This is a genomic window from Pseudomonas sp. YuFO20, assembly GCF_035064975.1.
Classification (GTDB): domain Bacteria; phylum Pseudomonadota; class Gammaproteobacteria; order Pseudomonadales; family Pseudomonadaceae; genus Aquipseudomonas; species Aquipseudomonas putida_AE.
The window spans coordinates 189187-207636 of sequence record NZ_JAXDEO010000001.1 but is presented as its reverse complement, the minus strand read 5'-3'; the positions used below and the strand labels follow the sequence as shown (position 1 = coordinate 207636).

Below are 18450 nucleotides of genomic sequence, written 5' to 3'. Positions count from 1 at the left end.
CTAGGGGCGGAGGGCAGGGCACGTGCTTGCGTAATTTGCTTCTAACGCGGCCAGTTTTGGCATAACCTGCCAATAAATCACAGCTCAACCGGCGGGATCTGCCAAACGATGAAACTGGACGCCTACGACCGCAAGATTCTCGCCGCGCTGCAACGGGACGGTCGCCTGAGCAATGTGCAACTGGCTGAAGAAATCGGTCTGTCTGCCTCACCCTGTTTGCGACGGGTGCGGATGCTGGAAGAGGCCGGCGTGATTCGTGGCTATCAGGCCAGTCTGGATCGGGATGAAGTCGGGCTCGGGCTGACCGTGTTCGTCGGGGTGAAAGTCGAGCGCCATAACGACGAGCAGGCCGAAGCCTTTCGCCTTGCGGTGACCGCGTTGCCGGAAGTTGTTTCGGCGTTTCTGGTGTCGGGGGAATCGGATTTTCTTCTGCAGGTGGTGGTACCGGATCTACGCGCCTACGACCGATTTCTCACCGGGTGTTTGTTGAAGCTGCCGGGTGTGAGCGATATCCGCAGCAACTTTGCGATCCATACGGTCAAGACGCCGGGGGCGTTGCCCTTGGGACACTTACCGCTTTAGATCGGAGCGACCTCTTCGCGAGCAAGCCCGCTCCCACGTTGGATCTGTGGCGATCACAGATCCCCTGTAGGAGTGAGCTTGCTCCGAGCGGCGTTCCGACGATGGTGATAGATCGATCGCCGCCAATCTCCAGGCTTACATCTGCGTCGCCATCCCCTCTACATTCATCGCCGCCTGACGCAAGGCTTCGGACCGGGTTGGGTGTGGATGACAGGTCAGGGCAATGTCTTCGGCGGACGCGCTGAACTCCATGGCCACGCAATATTCGCCAATCATTTCACTGACGCTCGGCCCCACAAGGTGCACACCGAGCACTTCGTCGGTACGCTCATCGGCCAACACTTTGGCGAAGCCTTCGGTTTCGTGATTGATCTTCGCCCGGCTATTGGCGGTAAAGGGAAACTTGCCGACCTTGAAGGCACGGCCTTCGGCCTTCAGTTGCTCTTCGGTCTTGCCGACGCTGGCCAGCTCGGGTTTGGTGTAGATCACGTTGGGAATCAAGTCGTAATTGACCTCGCCGGCCTTGCCGACGATCTGCTCGATGCAGGCCATGGCTTCGTCTTCAGCCTTGTGCGCGAGCATCGGGCCGGACGTCACGTCGCCAATTACCCAGACACCCGCGGCTTCGGTGCGATGCCCCTTGTTGGCGAGCATGCCGCGTTTGTCCGTGGCGAGACCGACGTTCTCCAGCCCCAGGCCTTGTGTATAAGGCCGGCGTCCGATCGCCACCAGTACGTAATCGGCTTCCAGCGACTCGGCGGTGCCGCCCGCGGCGGGCTCGACGCTGAGTTGAACACCGGTGGCAGAGGTTGTGGCGCTGGTCACCTTCGAACTCAACTTGAAACTGATGCCTTGTTTGCTCAATGAACGTTGCAGGGTCTTGCCTGCTTCGCCGTCCACCCCCGGGCAGATCCGATCAAGGTATTCGACTACGGTCACTTGCGCCCCCAGGCGCCGCCAGACCGAACCCAGCTCCAGGCCGATCACCCCGGCGCCGATCACCACCAGGTGTTTCGGTACTTGCGTCAGTGACAGTGCGCCGGTGGAATCGAGGATGCGTTGGTTATCGATGTCCACGCTTGGCAGGGGAGTGGGTTCGGAGCCGGTGGCGATGATGATGTCTTTGCAGCTCAGTTCGGTCTTGCCCCCGGCGCTGTCCGTCACGGTGACTTTGCCCGGCCCGTCGATGTGCCCCCAGCCCTTGATCCAGTCGACCTTGTTTTTGCGAAAGAGAAACTCGATGCCCTTGGTCAGCCCGGTCACGCTTTCATCTTTCTGTTTCATCATCTGGGCGAGATTGAGCGTGGGTTTGACCTCGATACCCAGGTTGGCGAATTCCGCACCCATGGCCGCATCGTAGAGTTCAGACGCGTGCAGCAAAGCCTTGGAGGGCATGCAACCGACGTTCAGGCAGGTGCCGCCGAGCGTGGCGCGTCCTTCTACGCAGGCCGCCTTCAATCCCAGTTGGCCCGCACGGATCGCTGCGTTGTAGCCACCGGGGCCACCACCGAGTATCACGACGTCATAAGTGCTCATGGATGTACTCCTGGATTTAAAGCGGTTTGGGGAGGGATAAAAGTAGTCTTTGAATAATATTACGAGCGTAATATGAGCCTTCCGATGCATTTCGGTCAAGGCTTCAGCCTAGCGACAGGTAATGCATCTTTAGATAGGGCGACTGAGTACGAAAATTTCACCAGTACTGTTATATCGTAACTAGATGGGGCAAAGATAAACACTGGGGTGGTATGCAAGTCGATCTCGAAGAGGGTGATGATGGAGCGCAGGTAGCCAGGCTGCCGCGCTTTCAGCAGGCGGTTTTTCAAGGGCAACGATTGCGCCGATTTGCAATCGGCCTGGGTGCGCTCGCGGCTCTGGGCCTGGTGCTGGGGTTTTTTATCGGGTTGTTTGCGCCGCAAACCCTTTGGCCTGCTTTGTTGTTCAATCAGAGCGCGGCGTTGCTGGTATTGGTTGCTGGCTTGCAATCCGCCTGGTGGGTAACGCAATGGCGTGCGCGCGCGATGAATCCCTTGGCACCGGTGGCCGACGCTGATGAGGCTGAAGTTCCTGAGGGCTGGTACGAACGTCTGCTGGAGGATTTCAGTCAGCGTTGGCTGATGCTACTCAGGAAAATCGGTGCCCCGACGCTGTGGCTGGGTGGTTGGGCGCTGCTGGCGTTGCTGTGCGTCGAACAGGCATGGAACCTTGATTTGCCGCCAGCGGCGCTGGGAGTGTCGGCCACTATCGGTGCGACCGTGGCGTTAACGCTGGCCTTTGGTTTGCTGGTTCTGGAGCGTCAGCTGGCTCAGGAAAACAGCGCTCAATGGCCCGAGGCAGGCACCTTGGCGCAACTGACTCGCATGGTCATCATCAGCCTGGTACTGGGCGCGGCATGCCTGTTCTTCGTCAAGGAAACGTCGGTTTGGCCGGTGCGCCTGGTGGTACTGACCGGCCTGCTGCCGGGGTTCGTTGCCTTCGAGTTACTGCTGCGTGCCGTGCTGTCACTGTTCAGCCCTCACCGCGAACAATTGGAACCTCCTTTGCTGGCGCGTAGTTTTGGCACCGACCTGTTGCGCTGGCCGCCGCAGCCGTTGCTGGCGCTGCAACACGAATTGCACCATCGCTTCGGCATCGACCTTCGGCAGGTCTGGGCTTTCACTTACATGCGCCGGGCATTTATACCTGTGCTGGGCGTCGTGGCCTTCGTCGGTTGGTCACTGACCGGTGTCCACGAAATACCGCTGCAAGGGCGGGGTATCTACGAGCGCTTCGGCAAACCGGTAACCGTGTTGGGGCCTGGTTTGCACGCAGGTTTACCGTGGCCGTTGGGCCGGGTGTTGGCTGTCGAAAACGGAGTGGTTCACGAGTTGGCCACCAGTGTCGGCGAAACGTCGGTACCGGTGCAGGCAGACCCCGCCGACGGCCCGGCACCAATGACCGCCAACCGGTTGTGGGACGCCAGCCATGTGAATGACAAATCCCAGGTGATTGCCAGCAGCCGTGCCGACAAGCAGAGCTTCCAGATCGTCAACATGGACGTGCGTTTTGTATATCGCATCGGTTTGAGCGATCAGGCGGTATTGGCGGCGACCTACAACAGCGCCGATGTGCCCACGCTGATTCGCAGTACCGCCAGCCGCATTCTGGTCCACGACTTTGCCTCACGAACCCTCGACGGTTTGCTCGGTGAGGATCGGGTAGGGCTGGCCGAAGAGATTGGCCGTGCCGTTCAGGCCGACCTGGAAAAACTCGACAGCGGTGTGGAAATTCTCGCCACGGTAGTCGAAGCCATTCATCCCCCTGCGGGGGCCGCCAATGCCTATCACGGTGTGCAAGCAGCGCAGATCGGCGCGCAGGCCTTGATCGCCCGTGAACGTGGAGCTGCCGCCGAGGCCACCCACCAGGCGCAGTTGCAAGCGAACATTGCCCGAGACCAGGCCATGGCGACTGCCCATGAAATCAACGCGACGGCCAAAGCCGCCGACCTGAAATTTACCGCCGAACAAAAGGCCTATGCGAATGCCGGCCAGGCCTTCGTGCTGGAGCAATACCTCAGTCAACTTTCCCAGGGCCTGACCAATGCCAGGCTGTTGGTCCTCGATCATCGCCTGGGCGGCAACAACAATGCGCCGACCATCGATCTCCGTACGTTCACGTTGCCGGCAGACCCTGCGCTGTCGCGTAAAACTGCTCAGCCAGGAGCCGCCCATTGAGCCAGCTACCTACTCATGATCACGACCACAGTGGCCACGATCACGGCCATGGCGGACATCACCACGGTCATCACCATCACCACCACGGCGATCCACAGGAAGCCGGCCCATTCCCTTGGCGACGCATGGGCTGGGCAGTTTTATTGGTGGCGTTTGCCGTGGCGGCCGCGAGCCTGGTGCAGGTGCGATCGGGGGAAGCCACGGTCATCACGCGTTTCGGCAACCCCTCGCGAGTGTTGCTGGAACCGGGCCTTGGCTGGCGCTGGCCGGCGCCGTTCGAAGCAGCGATCCCTGTGGATCTTCGTTTGCGCACGACGTCCAGTGGTTTACAGGATGTGGGTACGCGCGATGGTTTGCGCATCATCGTTCAGGCTTATGTGGCCTGGCAGGTGCAGGGTGATCCGGACAATGTGCAGCGCTTCATGCGTGCGGTGCAAAACCAGCCGGACGAAGCGGCACGGCAGATTCGCACCTTCGTTGGCTCGGCCCTGGAAACGACGGCCAGCAGTTTCGATCTGGCTAACCTTGTGAACACCGACGCCAATCAGGTGCACATCGCCGATTTCGAAGCGCAGTTGCGTAAGCAGATTGATCAGCAGTTGCTGGCCACCTATGGCGTGCGAGTGCTGCAAGTGGGCATCGAGCGCTTGACCTTGCCGTCGGTCACGCTCACGGCGACGGTCGATCGCATGCGTGCCGAGCGTGAAACCATCGCCACTGAACGCACCGCCATCGGCAAGCGCGAAGCGGCGCAAATTCGCTCTGCCGCTGAACGTGATGCGCGAATCATCCAGGCCGATGCCACGGTCAAGGCGGCTGACATCGAGGCGCAATCCCGGGTCGAAGCTGCGCAGATTTATGGTCGCGCCTACGCCAGCTCACCAGAGCTTTACAACCTGCTGCGCTCGCTCGACACCCTCGGCACCGTGGTCACGCCGGGGACGAAATTGATCCTGCGTACCGATGCCGCGCCTTTCCGCGCGCTGGTTGAAGGTCCTCCTACGCTCGAAAACAAACCCGGATCGAAGCCATGAATTTGGTTCCACGTGGAACAATTGAGGTGAGCAGCCCGTGGATTCAGGCCGGACGCTTGGCGTTTCTCGCCCTGTATGCGGTAACGGTGTTGGCCGCTTTGGTGTGGGCGTTTTCCAATGTGCGGCAGATTGATCCACAGAATCGCGCGGTGGTTTTGCACTTCGGCGCGCTGGATCGCATCCAGAATGCCGGTTTGCTTTTGGCTTGGCCGCAGCCGTTTGAACAGGTGGTTTTGTTGCCGGCGGCGGATCGGGTAATCGAGCGTCGGGTGGAAAACCTGCTACGCACTGATGCCGCCTTGCAGGCGGATCGCGTGGCCAGTTTCGCCACGCCGATCAGTGATGCACTGGCAGGTTCCGGTTATTTGCTGACGGGGGACGCCGGTGTGGTGCAACTGGATGTACGGGTTTTCTACAAAGTCACTCAGCCCTATGCCTTCGTGCTTCAAGGCGAGCATGTGCTGCCGGCCCTGGATCGTTTGGTGACCCGCTGCGCCGTGGCGCTCACCGCTGCAAGAGATCTGGACACTATCCTGGTCGCACGACCGGAGTTGATCGGTGCTGATAATCAGGCAGCCGAAAGGCGCGAGCGTTTGCGGGGTGACTTGGTACAAGGCATCAACCAACGCCTCGCGCAATTGGCTGCGACGGGGCAGGGGCTGGGGATCGAAGTGGCGCGGGTCGATGTGCAATCGAGTCTGCCGGGTCCTGCAGTCAACGCATTCAATGCCGTTCTGACCGCCAGCCAGCAAGCCGACAAAGCCGTGGCCAACGCGCGCACTGAAGCCGAGAAGCTGATCCAGGCCGCCAACGAACAAGCCGACCGCACACTGCAAGTCGCCCACGCCCAGGCAAGTGAACGGCTGGCGAAAGCGTCTGCCGATACCGCCACGGTGACGAGTCTGGCCAGCACGCAACAAACGGGTGTGGACCCGCAAATGTTGCTGCGAATCTACCGCGAGCGGATGCCGAAAATTCTCGGTCAGGCCGGCTCAGTCACCACGGTTGATCCGAAAGACGATTCCCGCCTGATCATCCAGGGAGCTGCACAATGACCGGTCAATCCGCCGCTGCACCGAGCCTGTTGTCCTCGGCCGAACAGCGCAGCGCCGCGCGCCAACTAACCCTGGCCATGCTCGCACTCGGCTTGCTCACGCTGGGCCTCGTATGGCGCTGGCTGTCGCCGGAACAGACCGGGGTCAGTCAATTGCTGCTGGGTTTTGCTTCCGTGCTGGTGGCCGTGCCCGTGATGCGTTCGGCCTGGTACAGCTTGCGGTATCCGAGTCTGCACGGCATCACCGATCAATTGATCGCCTTGGCCATGCTCGGCGCGTGGGCGACAGGCGATTTGCTGACTGCAGCATTGCTGCCGATCATCATGATCTTCGGCCATGTGCTGGAAGAGCGCAGCGTGATCGGTTCCCAGGAAGCCATTCATGCCCTCGGCAAACTGACACGCAGCCACGCGCGCAAGGTTCAGGCTGACGGCTCCGTCGTCGAGGTCGACAACGCTACGCTGAGGGCGGGCGATCGGGTGGAAGTCCGAGCGGGTGATCGGGTACCGGCGGATGGCCGGGTGCTGTCCGGCCAGGCGAGCCTGGACACCGCATCCATTACCGGCGAGTCAGTGCCGATGGAGGCGGGCATCGGCATGGCCGTATTTGGTGGGGCGATCAATCTCGACGGCCTGCTGCGCATTGAAGTGACTCGAACCGGCGACGAATCGACCCTCGGCAAAGTGATCGCGCTGATGCAGAACGCCGAGCGATCCAAGCCGCCGATCACCCGGTTGCTGGAGCGTTACGCTGGCAGCTATCTGGTGCTGGTGTTGCTGTTGGCCGCTGTTACCTGGTTCATCACCAACGATGCCCAGGCCATGCTCGCAGTGTTAGTGGCTGCCTGTCCTTGTGCGTTGGTGTTGTCGGCACCCGCAACGGCCATTGCCGGGGTAGCGGTGGCAGCGCGACACGGCATTCTGATTCGCAGCTCGGCGTTTCTCGAGGAGCTGGCAGATCTGACATCGCTGGTGGTCGACAAGACCGGAACACTGACCTTTGGCACCTTGCGCCTGCAATCCATCGACAGCCCGTTGGCGGATCGCAACCACGTCCTGAAACTCGCCGCCAGCCTCGGTTCCGCCAGCAGTCACCCGGTCAGCCGGGCGCTGTCCGGGCTGGTGACACCAGAGCATTTTCTGCCGCTGGCGGATATTCACGAGCGTCAGGGGCTGGGGGTGGTGGCCATGACGGAGCAGGGCGAGGCCGCGCTTGGGCGGCCGGAGTTGTTCGCCCAGTTGGGTATAACGACCTCAGACGTCCCTGGGCACGACGGCCCCATTGCCGGGCTGGCGCTCAACGGTGAGTTTCTCGCCTGGCTGTTGTTGGCCGACAGCGTCAAGCCCGAAGCGAAGTTTGCCTTGGGCGAGCTCAGGGACCTTGGCTTGGGTCGCCAGCTGTTACTCACCGGCGACCGGCACAGCGTTGCTCACACACTCGCTCGGGATGTCGGCATCAGTGAAGTCGAGGCGCAGGCCATGCCCGAGGACAAACTGAATCGCGTGCTGAAAGAAATCAGTAACGGTTTTCGTCCCATGGTGGTGGGCGATGGCATCAACGATTCCCTGGCGCTCAAGGCTGGCGTTGTTGGTGTGGCGATGGGCGCGGGCGGGGCAGACATCGCGCTGGCTTCCGCAGATATCGTGTTGATAGGCAGCGACCTGCGTCGCCTCGGCACCTGCGTGCGCTTGAGTCGTCAGTGTCGTCAGACCTTGCAAGTCAACGTGATCATCGGTCTGGGCTGGACCTTGGCAATCGTGGCTTTCGCGGCGTTTGGCTGGCTCGGGGCAGCCGGTGCGATGATCGCGGCGTTGCTGCATAACCTCAGTACGTTGTTGGTGTTGGGTAATGCCGGGCGTTTACTGCGCTTTCAGGAGCCTTTACTCAAGCTCAAGGACGGGTTCTGAGAAATTCAGAACTGTACGCCGGATTTGCAGTCACTTTAGGTGAGAGCGGTCATTTCTGTGAATTCAGGCCAGTCTTGGACTCATAGGGGACCGCTATCCAATCGATAGCCAGCTATTTTTCAAGGATGGACTAATCTCACAGCAGACGTCTGAAACAAGGGGGATTTTCCATGCTCGCGCAACTTCCACCGGCCTTACAGAATCTGCAGTTACCGTTACGCCTGCGACTCTGGGACGGCCACGAATTCAATCTGGGGCCGACGCCCAGTGTCACAATTGTGGTCAAGGACCCACAAATGGTTTCCCAGTTCACCCACCCTAGCCTGGACGCGCTCGGGGCGGCGTTCGTCGAGGGCAAACTGGAGCTGGAAGGTTCCATCAGTGACGTGATCCGCGTCTGTGATGAGTGGAGTCATGCATTGCTCGGTGATCTCGACAGCCAGCCTGTGCGCACCGCCCACGACAAGGAGACGGATGCCAAGGCGATTTCCTACCACTACGACCTGTCCAACGCGTTTTATCAGCTGTGGCTCGACAGCGACATGGCCTATTCCTGCGCCTATTTCGAGACCGGCAGCGAAACCCTTGAGCAAGCCCAGCAAGCAAAATTCCGCCACCTGTGTCGCAAGTTGCGGCTGCAACCTGGCGAGTATTTGCTGGATGTCGGTTGCGGGTGGGGTGGGTTGGCGCGGTATGCGGCTCGTGAATTCGGTGCGAAAGTTTTCGGGATTACCCTCAGTAAAGCGCAACTGGACCTGGCACGTGAGCGTGTTAAAGAGGAAGGCCTGGAGGACCTGGTCGAGCTGCAGTTACTCGACTACCGCGACCTGCCTCAGGACGGGCGCTTCGACAAGGTGGTCAGCGTCGGCATGTTCGAACACGTCGGTCATGCGAACCTGGCCGAGTACTGCAAAACCCTGTTCGGCGCGGTGAAAGAGGGCGGCCTGGTGATGAACCACGGGATCACCGCCAAGCACACCGATGGGCGTCCCGTTGGGCGCGGTGCGGGTGAGTTCATCGAGAAATACGTGTTCCCCAACGGCGAGCTGCCGCACCTGTCGATGATCTCTGCCGAGATCAGCGAAGCAGGGCTGGAAATCGTCGACGTCGAGAGTTTGCGCCTGCATTACGCGCGGACCCTGGATCACTGGAGCGAACACCTGGAAGACAACCTTGAGGCCGCTTCGAAACTGGTGCCTGATCAAGCCTTGCGTATCTGGCGCCTGTACCTGGCCGGCTGTGCCTACGCCTTCGCCCGTGGCTGGATCAACCTGCACCAGATTCTCGCGGTGAAGGCCCACGCCGATGGCAGCCATGAGCTGCCGTGGACGCGAGACGATATCTACAATCCCTAGAGGATGGGTGAAATAAGCCGGGCGACCCGCATGCCGACCTGCTGCAAGCGGCGGGTCTCCCGGCCTTCATCCTTGGCGATTTCGTGTGCCAGGTCGAAGTCGTCATTGAGCATCTGCTCCACCTGTGCGGCAAACGCCCTGTCGACCGTCAGCAGCATCACTTCGAAATTCAAGCGAAACGAACGGTTGTCCATGTTGGCGCTGCCAATGGCGCTGATTTCACTGTCGATCAGCACCACTTTCTGATGCAGGAACCCGGGTTCGTAGCGGAACACCCGCACACCCGCGCGCACGGCTTCGAAGGCATAGAGGCTGGAAGCGGCGTAGACGATGCGGTGGTCGGGCCGCGACGGCAGCAGGATCCGCACATCGACGCCGCGCAAGACCGCCAGGCGCAACGCCGCAAGGACCGCTTCGTCGGGGATGAAATAAGGGCTGGTGATCCATACGCGTTCGGTCGCCGCATGGATCGCTTCGACGAAGAACAGCGAACAGGTTTCGTAGGCGTCCGCCGGGCCGCTGGCGAGCATTTGGCAAAGCACTCCATCGTCCGGATACACCTCCGGGAGAATCAGCTGTGGTAATTCCCGGGCCGCCCAGAACCAGTCTTCGGCGAAGGACTCCTGCATGCAGGCCACCACCGGCCCCCGTACCTGCACATGGGTATCGCGCCACGGTGCCAGGGGTGGTTTCTCGCCCATGTATTCGTCGCCAACGTTGTGGCCACCGACAAAGCCAAGAATGCCGTCGACGACCACGATCTTGCGGTGGTTGCGAAAGTTGACCTGGAAGCGATTGAGCCAGCCGCTGCGGGTGGCGAAGGCTTTGACCGCAACGCCGCCATCGCGCAGCGACTGGACATAACCATGGGGCAGGGAGTGGCTGCCGATGCGGTCGTAGAGCAGGTAAATCGCCACGCCTTCGCTGGCTTTTTGCAGCAGCAGGTCGCGCAGGCGTCGGCCCAGGCGGTCATCGTGGATGATGAAGAACTGGACCAGCACAGCTTCTCTGGCCTGGCTGATGGCGTGGAAAATCGCCTCGAAGGTCGCCTGGCCATTGATCAGCAAGTGCACTTCATTGTTTGCCAGGCAGGGCATGCGTCCCAGCTTCGGCATCGCCCTTAGCGATGCGTAGGCGCTGGAAGCGCGGGCGGTGAGGGCTTCCTCCACCCATGGCCGCCAGTTGAGTTCAGAGACAGCCTTGCGCATCTCCTCGTTGGCTTGGCGCCGTGCCTTGATATAAGCGTCGAAGGAGCTGCGGCCGAATACCAGATAGGGGATGAGTGTCAGGTAGGGCATGAACAACAATGACAAGGCCCAGGCAATCGAGCCTTGGGCGGTGCGGACGGTCAATACGGCGTGGATTGCCGCAATCAAGCCCAATGAGTGCAACAGGGCGATGACGTAGCCAAAAACATGCGGTCCAAAATAATCCATGGGGGCAGCCTTGCTCCTGAAGATTCAATGCTTAACAGACCATGTTCCGTGCAGAATGTCGCTATTTAATTGGCCCATGAACCGAAGCCCGCCGGCGACGTCTAACGGCCACTACTGATCAGGAGTTACTCGATGAACGTTCGTCTGCTGGGTTTGGCCATGGCATTTGGTTTGGTACTTCCTGTGGCGGCTCAGGCGCAGATGCTGCAGCCAGGTTTGTGGGAATTGACCTCGAGCAACATGAAAGTCGATGACCAGAACCTGCCGGATCTGCAACTGATCCTTGGCCAGATTCAAAGCCAGATGACCCCTGAACAACGCGCGCAGCTGGAGAAACAGGGCATCACCATGGGCGGCAAAGGGATTCGGGCGTGCCTGACGCCAGAGCAGGTCAAGAGCGACAACATTCCCCTGACCGACCCGCAATCGGGCTGCACCCAGCAAATCACCGAGCGCACCGGTAACCAGTGGAAGTTCCGTTTCAGCTGCCCGAAAGCCCAGGGCACGGGTGTTGCCACGTTCCTCAGCGATCGCGAGTTCACCACCAAGGTCAATGGTACGTTCAACGCCACCGGCATCCAGCAGAAGGGTAGCCTCGATACCCGCGCGGTCTGGTTGGGTCAGGACTGCGGGACTGTGAAGCCACGGGCCTAAACGTTATCGGGCAAGCCTGGCCTTGTAGGAGCGAGGCTTGCCCGCGAAGACGTTCGTTCAGGCACCAGCAATTCCCGGCTGACCCAGCCACTCACACACTGCCTCAACCTTCATCCTGCCAAAATCCTCCCCGTTGCGATTGCGCACGCTGACATACCCGCCAGCCCTTTCCTTTTCACCGACCACCACCAGGTACGGCACCGTCTGACTGTGATGGCGAATCTTGTGGCGAACCTTTTCGTTACGCAGATCCGCCAGGGCACGCACGCCACTGCGGCGCAAACGTTCGGTCACTGCGTGGGCATAGCTTGTCTGACGGTCATCCATGCTGACCACCACCACATGGGCCGGCAGGCGCCAATGCTGCAACTCCTGGTGACTGGACCAACAGGTGCCATAGATGCGTTGCTGCAAGCTGCCGTTGATGTGATCGAGGGCAAAGGCCTGCAGGACCCTGGTGGTCGGGACATGCGGGCCGCTGGTCAAATAGTCGGAGTCGCCGAGGCGGTACAGCGACAGATTGGGGGAAGACGGGGAGTGGCTCTGACTGCGGCGGATCGAATGGTTGGTCGCTGCCAATGATTGCATGCGCGCTTCGATCAGCGGCAGATCAGTGCTCATCATTGGGCGCTCGACACTGAACTCGCAAAAGAACCCGTCACCCAGCGCCGAGCCGGTGCGCAATTGAGCATGGGCGTGCAGTTGCTTGACCGCCATTGCCAGCATCAGCGAACAGGAGCGCCGGAGGATCTCCAGTCCATCGGGTTCCTGCGGCGTCACGATGCTGACCCGGGCACTGGCCCGGATCATGAATTCACAGTCCACCAACAGGCCGTCCACCCGGCCCGCTACCGCAGCGTTGGCCAGCCCGGGGCCAATACTTGCGGCAACCTCATGCACGGACAGCGGTTGATCGTATTCACGCATTGAACCATCGGGCAAGGTGATCTGGATCATGATTGTTGTTCTCGAATGCTTCGATCACATGCGTAGCGGATAAACCTTAGATCCATCCCCGGTCGCTGTCATCTAGACGTTTGTCGTGTCCATTCGAAACTCGTGCTGCAGGGCCCTTGTAGTCGCGTACCAGACCGATATGGGTATACACCACGTTCACGGTAAATACCTTAAAGAAACGCCCCTGAACGCATCAGGCGGCCTCCCAGTTCCAGCGGCTTTCGGCGACGGCATCGTGGGCATGCAGACTTTCAGCGTGGATGACCCGTATCTGGAAGCCGCGGATGCCGGGTGAGCGTTTCAGGGCCAGGTTCAAGCGCCGAGCGGCATCTTCGCAGAACATCAGGTTCTGTCCGGTTGACAAGGCGAATGCCTGTTCATCAGCGCGTTTGACGGCGGTTTGTACGGCGGTGCCGAGGGCTGCTTCGGCGTCGTTGATGACTGCGATCAGTGGCAGCTCATCCAGATACTCGTGCAGACGCAGACTCAATTGCGCCGTGCTGCGTTGGCTGTGGGGTGTCGCGACGATGCCTTCGGCGGAGCCGAGCCAAGCCAGTACCTCGGTGCGATGCAAAGCCCGACCAGCAAAGTCATCGACGAATTGCTGTTGAATCAGTTGTCGGGATAGCGCGGCTGAACAAGGGCACGTTGAGGAATAAGGCAGGGCTATTTTTAGTTCCACGTGGAACATCGCGTTTTTCAAACGTGCTTCTATGCTCACGGGATAGCTTTTCCAGCCAGCCAATGGACTGATGAGTGCCGGTCTTTTCAACAGCAGATCGGTGTGAATGTTCAGGTAAGCGCTGTTGGACAGACCTTTGTGACTGTTCAGGAAGCTGCGCAAAACTCGCCGCAGCAGATCCGGCGAGAGCGTTTCGTGCTCAAGCATTTCCAGCGCCAGGTACAGCCGCGACATGTGAATACCCCGGGCCTCGCCATTATCGAGGCTCACTCCAGCATCAGCCGTTGCGGACAATAGTTTGCCATCGAGCAAAACAGGAAGAGCAATGCCTCGCATGCCCACCCACTCCAGTGGCAGGGCTTGGCGTGAGGCCTGCGCGGCGATGTCCGGCAAAGTCAGCGCGTTCATGGGGTCGATCCATCGTTGAAGTGACACTGTAATGTTATATGATAACATTAGAGCAGCGATAGATTTTTATGAATGGCCCTGTGAGGAACACCTGATGCCCAATCGCCTTCCCGTGACAGTCCTGTCGGGCTTTTTAGGTGCTGGAAAAAGTACACTTCTAAATTACATATTACGTAATAGAGATGGCCTGAGAGTCGCCGTTATCGTCAACGACATGAGTGAAATCAACATAGACGGTAGCGAGGTCCAGCGCGATGTCAGTCTCAATCGTGCAGAAGAGAAGCTCGTGGAAATGAGCAACGGCTGCATCTGTTGCACGTTGCGCGAAGACTTGCTGGAGGAGGTTGGCGCACTCGCCCGAGACGGTCGTTTCGATTACCTGTTGATCGAATCCACCGGCATTTCAGAACCGCTGCCCGTGGCGGAGACCTTCACTTTCCGTGACGAAAACGGCCAGAGCCTCTCCGACATCGCCCGGCTCGACACCATGGTCACCGTGGTCGATGGCATGAATTTCCTGCTCGACTTCCAGGCCGCCGAAAGCCTGGCTTCCCGTGGCGAGACACTGGGCGAGGGGGATGAGCGCGCGATCACCGATCTGTTGATCGAGCAGGTCGAGTTCGCCGACGTCATCCTGATCAGCAAGATCGACTTGATCAGCCGCCGTGAACGCGAGGAGTTGATGGCGATCCTCGAACGGCTCAACGCGCAGGCACAGATCATCCCCATGGTCATGGGCGAAGTGCCCCTGGAGAAGATCCTCGATACCGGTTGCTTCAACTTCGAGAGGGCGGCGCAAGCGCCGGGCTGGTTGCAGGAGTTGCGCGGCGAACATGTGCCTGAAACCGACGAATACGGCATCGCGTCCTTTGCCTATCGCTCGCGTCGTCCCTTCCATCCGCAGCGGTTCTTCAATTTCATCAACGGTCCATGGCTCAATGGCCGGCTACTGCGCTCCAAGGGCTTCTTCTGGCTGGCAAGCAAACACAAGGAGGCCGGCAGCTGGTCCCAGGCGGGTGGGATGATGCGTTATGGTTTTGCCGGGCGTTGGTGGCGTTTCGTGCCGAAGGAGCAGTGGCCACAGGACCCGGAAAGCAGCGCCGCCATCCTGAAGAACTGGGAAGCTGCCAGCGGCGATTGCCGGCAGGAACTGGTGTTCATCGGCCAGAACATCGATTTCGTACTACTCAACGCAGAGCTCGACGACTGCCTGCTGAACGATGAGGAAATGCTGCTGGACGCAGAGGGTTGGGGCTTGTTGCCTGATCCGTTCGGCCCTTGGCATGAAGACGCCGCCTGATCCTCAAGGCGTGAGCCAGGTTCCCTGGCTCCGGGTTTCGCAAAACGGCTTCAAGTACGCTGCATCTGTGGCAACGCCGTAATAGTGAATATCCTGCCGGTAGGGCATATTGGCGACTTGGGCGTTGCTGCACACGCCGAACGCCCCACCAGGGCATTGGTCGACGTACTGCACCTCGACTTTCTGCCCTGCAAGGTTTGGCTGGCAGAATCCGTCGGCGAAGAGTTTTTCTGGAATATTGCGGTTCTGCTGGCAGACTTTCACGTCGAGCCGTTCCGCCTGACTGTGGACCACGCACGCCTGGGCCAGCGCCTCGCTGCCATTGAGCGCCAGCAGCAACGACCATCCTATCCACCGCATCCTGACCTCCTCAGACACCTTCGACCATGTTGCAGAACATACCCACCCATGTCATCGCCGGGCCATTGGGCGCCGGCAAGACCAGCCTGATCAAGCACCTGCTGGCACAACGTCCCGCTGGCGAGCGCTGGGCGGTGTTGATCAACGAGTTCGGTCAGATCGGTATCGATGCCGCGTTGTTGACCCGTGATGCCGATGGTATCGCACTGGGTGAAGTGGCCGGGGGCTGTTTATGTTGCGTCAACGGTGCGCCGTTTCAGGTCGGTCTCGGCCGTTTGCTGCGCAAGGCGCGACCGGATCGACTGTTCATCGAGCCGTCCGGGCTGGGGCACCCGGCGCAGTTGCTCAGGCAGTTGCGCGAAGCGCCGTGGCAAGGTGTCCTGAGCGTTCAACCCTGTGTTCTGGTACTGGACGCCCAGGCGCTTGCCGCGGGCAAGCCGCTACCGGCGGCGCAACAGGACGCGCTGGAGAGCGCCGGCCTGTTGCTGATGAACAAGTCGGAACACCTCGATGAAATCGTTCGTCAGCAACTCGCCGCGCAATTGCCGAGGCGCCCGTTGTACTGGACGCACCAGGCGGCCATGCCTTTGAGCCAATTGCCGGGCCTGGACGCTCGGGCGGTGGCGGGTGTGGATAACTTCGTGGCGCCCAAGGGGCTGGCGCAGTTGCCGGCGATCTGGACTGATCCGGCGCTGCCGATTTGCCTGAGCCAGGAGCAGGAGGGCGGCTGGAGCATTGGCTGGCGATGGCATCCGAGCCAGGCGTTCGACACTGACAGGATCTCTCGGTGGCTCGTTGGCCTTGAATGGCGGCGCGCCAAGTTGGTTATCCACAGCGCCGGGGGGTGGGTGTCGGCGAATGCGTTGGATAACGCGGTGCTGGAATGGAGAAGGAGTGAATGGCGGCAGGATTCGCGGATTGAGCTTATTTTCAGTGAGTCGCAGGATGTTGAGGTGCTGCAAAAAGGTCTGGACGGGTGTCGGTTGGGGTGAAGATCAAAAGATCGCAGCCTGCGGCAGCTCCTACAGGGATCGTGGGATCTGTTGATTCAAGGCCGCCACTTGGTGTGTTCCTGACGCCACTGGCTCAGCTCGATCACCTCGGCACGTGGCTTGACCACGTCCACCACCGTGGAAGTGTCGTCGAATGGCACGGGATAAGGCGCCAGCTCGATCTGCGCGCTGTGTGGGCCGAACTGGGTGATGGTACCGTTGTGGCGGGTTTCGCCGGTCACGGTAAATTCGAAGTTGTACACTCGGGCCAAACGTCGCCGACCATTGGCGTCCTTGATGAACGCGATTTTTTTCAAGGCCACGTTGCCATCCAGCAGCTCGATCCCGAGCTTGGCGCAATGCTGCTTGACCCGCTCCAGTGCGTGTTCGCGCAAGCCATGGTTGTGCCACAGCCAGGCCCCCGCGGTGGCGAACAGCATCAGCACTAAAATATTTCCAAGGGTCAGCATCAACAGGGTGCTCCAACAAGATAGTGTCAGCTTAACTGTGTCGCCGGTCTGTCGTACAGGCTGCGTTTAGTCGCATACTGCGCGGCTTGAATTTCAATCGTTTTACGGATAACTCACCGCATGAAACGTACGCCCCATCTGCTCGCTATCCAGTCCCACGTGGTGTTCGGTCACGCCGGCAACAGTGCCGCGGTTTTCCCGATGCAGCGGGTCGGGGTGAATGTCTGGCCGCTCAATACCGTGCAGTTCTCCAATCACACCCAATATGGCCAGTGGGCCGGTGACGTGCTGGCGCCGCACCAGATTCCCGATCTGGTCGAAGGTATCGCGGCCATTGGCGAGCTGGGTAATTGCGATGCGGTGCTGTCCGGTTATCTCGGCAGTGCGGCCCAGGGCAGGGCGATACTGACGGGGCTGGAGCGAATCAAATCGATCAACCCCAAGGCGCTATACCTGTGTGACCCGGTGATGGGTCATCCGGAGAAAGGCTGCAGCGTACCGGCGGAAGTCAGCGATTTCCTGCTGGAGGAGGCCGCCAGCGTGGCCGACTTCATGTGCCCCAATCAACTGGAACTCGACAGTTTCTCGGGGCGCAAGCCGCAGTCACTGTTCGACTGCCTGGCGATGGCGCGTGCGCTGCTGGCACGTGGGCCGAAGGCGGTACTGGTCAAGCACCTGGACTACCCGGGCAAAAAGGCCGATGTCTTCGAGATGTTGCTGGTGACGGCCGAAGGCAGCTGGCATCTGCAGCGTCCGCTGCTGGCGTTTCCGCGTCAGCCGGTGGGTGTTGGCGACCTGACGTCCGGATTGTTCCTGGCTCGCGTCCTGTTGGGCGACAGCCTGGTGGCGGCGTTTGAATTCGCCGCGTCGGCGGTACATGAGGTGTTGCTGGAAACCCAGGCCTGCGCCAGTTATGAACTGGAACTGGTACGGGCTCAGGACCGGATCGCCCATCCGCGGGTGCGGTTCGAGGCGACTCCGATCAGTTTGTAACCGCGTTGCGGCAAAAAGATCGCTGCCTGCGATCTTTGTTGCTTCAGGCGTCGCCCTTGATTTCCTGATAACGCTTTTCCAGCTCCTGACGAATCTGCCGACGTTGCTGGGCCTGCATGTAACGGCGCTTGTCTTCACTGTTTACAGGTTGCAGCGGTGGCACCGGGGCGGGCTTGCGCTGGTCATCCACCGCGACCATGGTGAAGAAGCAGCTGTTGGTATGGCGTACCGAGCGCTCACGGATATTCTCGGTCACCACCTTGATGCCCACCTCCATGGAGGTGTTGCCGGTGTAGTTGACCGATGCAAGGAAGGTCACCAGTTCACCGACATGGATCGGCTCACGGAAAATCACCTGGTCCACCGACAGTGTCACCACGTAGCGGCCGGCATAACGGCTGGCGCAGGCGTAGGCCACTTCGTCGAGGTACTTGAGCAGGGTGCCGCCGTGCACGTTGCCAGAGAAATTGGCCATGTCGGGGGTCATCAATACTGTCATCGACAGTTGGGCGTTTCCGGGTTCCATAGCGTTCTCACGGGTCAAGGCAAGGT

The 18450-nt window shown here is 60.2% G+C and carries 17 protein-coding genes; 10 read left to right on the top strand and 7 right to left on the bottom strand.

The genetic code is table 11. The features are described from left to right. Nucleotides 1–108: 108 nt before the first annotated feature. Nucleotides 109–582, top strand: a complete 474-nt coding sequence (locus tag SOP85_RS01000) for an Lrp/AsnC family transcriptional regulator (protein ID WP_248686030.1) — start codon at nt 109–111, stop codon at nt 580–582. A 135-nt stretch (nt 583–717) separates the two neighbouring features. Here the strand turns inward: SOP85_RS01000 and lpdA are convergent, their stop codons facing one another. Next, nucleotides 718–2118, bottom strand: a complete 1401-nt coding sequence (gene lpdA, locus SOP85_RS00995) for a dihydrolipoyl dehydrogenase (RefSeq protein WP_323625748.1) — start codon at nt 2116–2118, stop codon at nt 718–720. 212 nt (nt 2119–2330) lie between these two features. On the opposite strand from lpdA, the gene hflK (SOP85_RS00990) reads away from it, so the two are divergent. The 5 genes from hflK (SOP85_RS00990) (at nt 2331) to cfaB (ending at nt 9646) form a co-directional block, all read left to right on the top strand. Then, nucleotides 2331–4295, top strand: coding sequence for a protease modulator HflK (hflK, locus tag SOP85_RS00990; RefSeq protein WP_323625747.1), 1965 nt, complete (start codon nt 2331–2333; stop codon nt 4293–4295). Next, nucleotides 4292–5329: a protease modulator HflC gene (hflC, locus tag SOP85_RS00985; protein ID WP_323625746.1), complete on the top strand. Its 1038-nt coding sequence runs from the start codon at nt 4292–4294 to the stop codon at nt 5327–5329. Before hflK (SOP85_RS00990) ends, hflC begins: the two co-directional genes overlap by 4 nt. Next, nucleotides 5326–6384 carry a protease modulator HflK gene (hflK, locus tag SOP85_RS00980; protein ID WP_323625745.1) on the top strand — a complete coding sequence of 353 codons (1059 nt, stop codon included), beginning with the start codon at nt 5326–5328 and terminating at the stop codon, nt 6382–6384. Before hflC ends, hflK (SOP85_RS00980) begins: the two co-directional genes overlap by 4 nt. Then, a complete protein-coding gene (locus tag SOP85_RS00975) occupies nt 6381–8291 on the top strand; it encodes a heavy metal translocating P-type ATPase (RefSeq protein ID WP_323625744.1) in 1911 nt (636 codons plus the stop codon). Before hflK (SOP85_RS00980) ends, SOP85_RS00975 begins: the two co-directional genes overlap by 4 nt. 170 nt (nt 8292–8461) lie before the next feature. Then, nucleotides 8462–9646, top strand: a complete 1185-nt coding sequence (cfaB, locus tag SOP85_RS00970; protein ID WP_274073761.1) for a C17 cyclopropane fatty acid synthase CfaB — start codon at nt 8462–8464, stop codon at nt 9644–9646. On the opposite strand, the gene cls is transcribed toward cfaB, so the two are convergent. Then, nucleotides 9643–11082 (bottom strand): cardiolipin synthase, encoded by a 1440-nt coding sequence (cls, locus tag SOP85_RS00965; protein ID WP_323625742.1) that lies wholly within the window; start codon nt 11080–11082, stop codon nt 9643–9645. The genes cfaB and cls overlap by 4 nt on opposite strands. Nucleotides 11083–11214: 132 nt before the next feature. Here cls and SOP85_RS00960 point away from each other — a divergent pair, with 132 nt between their 5' ends. After that, nucleotides 11215–11736, top strand: a complete 522-nt coding sequence (locus SOP85_RS00960; RefSeq protein ID WP_323607383.1) for a DUF3617 domain-containing protein — start codon at nt 11215–11217, stop codon at nt 11734–11736. A gap of 57 nt (nt 11737–11793) precedes the next feature. On the opposite strand, the gene SOP85_RS00955 is transcribed toward SOP85_RS00960, so the two are convergent. Both SOP85_RS00955 and folE2 read right to left on the bottom strand, forming a co-directional pair. After that, nucleotides 11794–12693 (bottom strand): His/Gly/Thr/Pro-type tRNA ligase C-terminal domain-containing protein, encoded by a 900-nt coding sequence (locus tag SOP85_RS00955; RefSeq protein WP_323625741.1) that lies wholly within the window; start codon nt 12691–12693, stop codon nt 11794–11796. 193 nt (nt 12694–12886) lie between these two features. Beyond that, nucleotides 12887–13783: a GTP cyclohydrolase FolE2 gene (gene folE2 / locus SOP85_RS00950; RefSeq protein WP_323625740.1), complete on the bottom strand. Its 897-nt coding sequence runs from the start codon at nt 13781–13783 to the stop codon at nt 12887–12889. 94 nt (nt 13784–13877) lie between these two features. Between folE2 and zigA the strand changes: the two genes are divergently transcribed. After that, nucleotides 13878–15083, top strand: coding sequence for a zinc metallochaperone GTPase ZigA (gene zigA / locus SOP85_RS00945; RefSeq protein ID WP_323625739.1), 1206 nt, complete (start codon nt 13878–13880; stop codon nt 15081–15083). Nucleotides 15084–15086: 3 nt separating this feature from the next. Here the strand turns inward: zigA and SOP85_RS00940 are convergent, their stop codons facing one another. After that, nucleotides 15087–15443, bottom strand: a complete 357-nt coding sequence (locus SOP85_RS00940) for an NADH:ubiquinone oxidoreductase (RefSeq protein WP_323625738.1) — start codon at nt 15441–15443, stop codon at nt 15087–15089. A gap of 26 nt (nt 15444–15469) precedes the next feature. Here SOP85_RS00940 and SOP85_RS00935 point away from each other — a divergent pair, with 26 nt between their 5' ends. After that, the gene (locus SOP85_RS00935; protein ID WP_323625737.1) at nt 15470–16435 is read left to right on the top strand and encodes a CobW family GTP-binding protein; all 966 of its coding nucleotides are present in this window, start codon (nt 15470–15472) and stop codon (nt 16433–16435) included. 56 nt (nt 16436–16491) lie between these two features. Here SOP85_RS00935 and SOP85_RS00930 read toward each other — a convergent pair whose 3' ends face one another. Continuing rightward, complete coding sequence (locus SOP85_RS00930; RefSeq protein ID WP_323607386.1) at nt 16492–16905, bottom strand: DUF3301 domain-containing protein; 414 nt, start codon at nt 16903–16905, stop codon at nt 16492–16494. Between the two features lie 120 nt (nt 16906–17025). On the opposite strand from SOP85_RS00930, the gene pdxY reads away from it, so the two are divergent. After that, a complete protein-coding gene (gene pdxY / locus SOP85_RS00925; protein WP_323625736.1) occupies nt 17026–17898 on the top strand; it encodes a pyridoxal kinase PdxY in 873 nt (290 codons plus the stop codon). 43 nt (nt 17899–17941) lie between these two features. Here pdxY and SOP85_RS00920 read toward each other — a convergent pair whose 3' ends face one another. Then, complete coding sequence (locus SOP85_RS00920; RefSeq protein WP_020797950.1) at nt 17942–18424, bottom strand: acyl-CoA thioesterase; 483 nt, start codon at nt 18422–18424, stop codon at nt 17942–17944. Nucleotides 18425–18450: the final 26 nt, after the last annotated feature.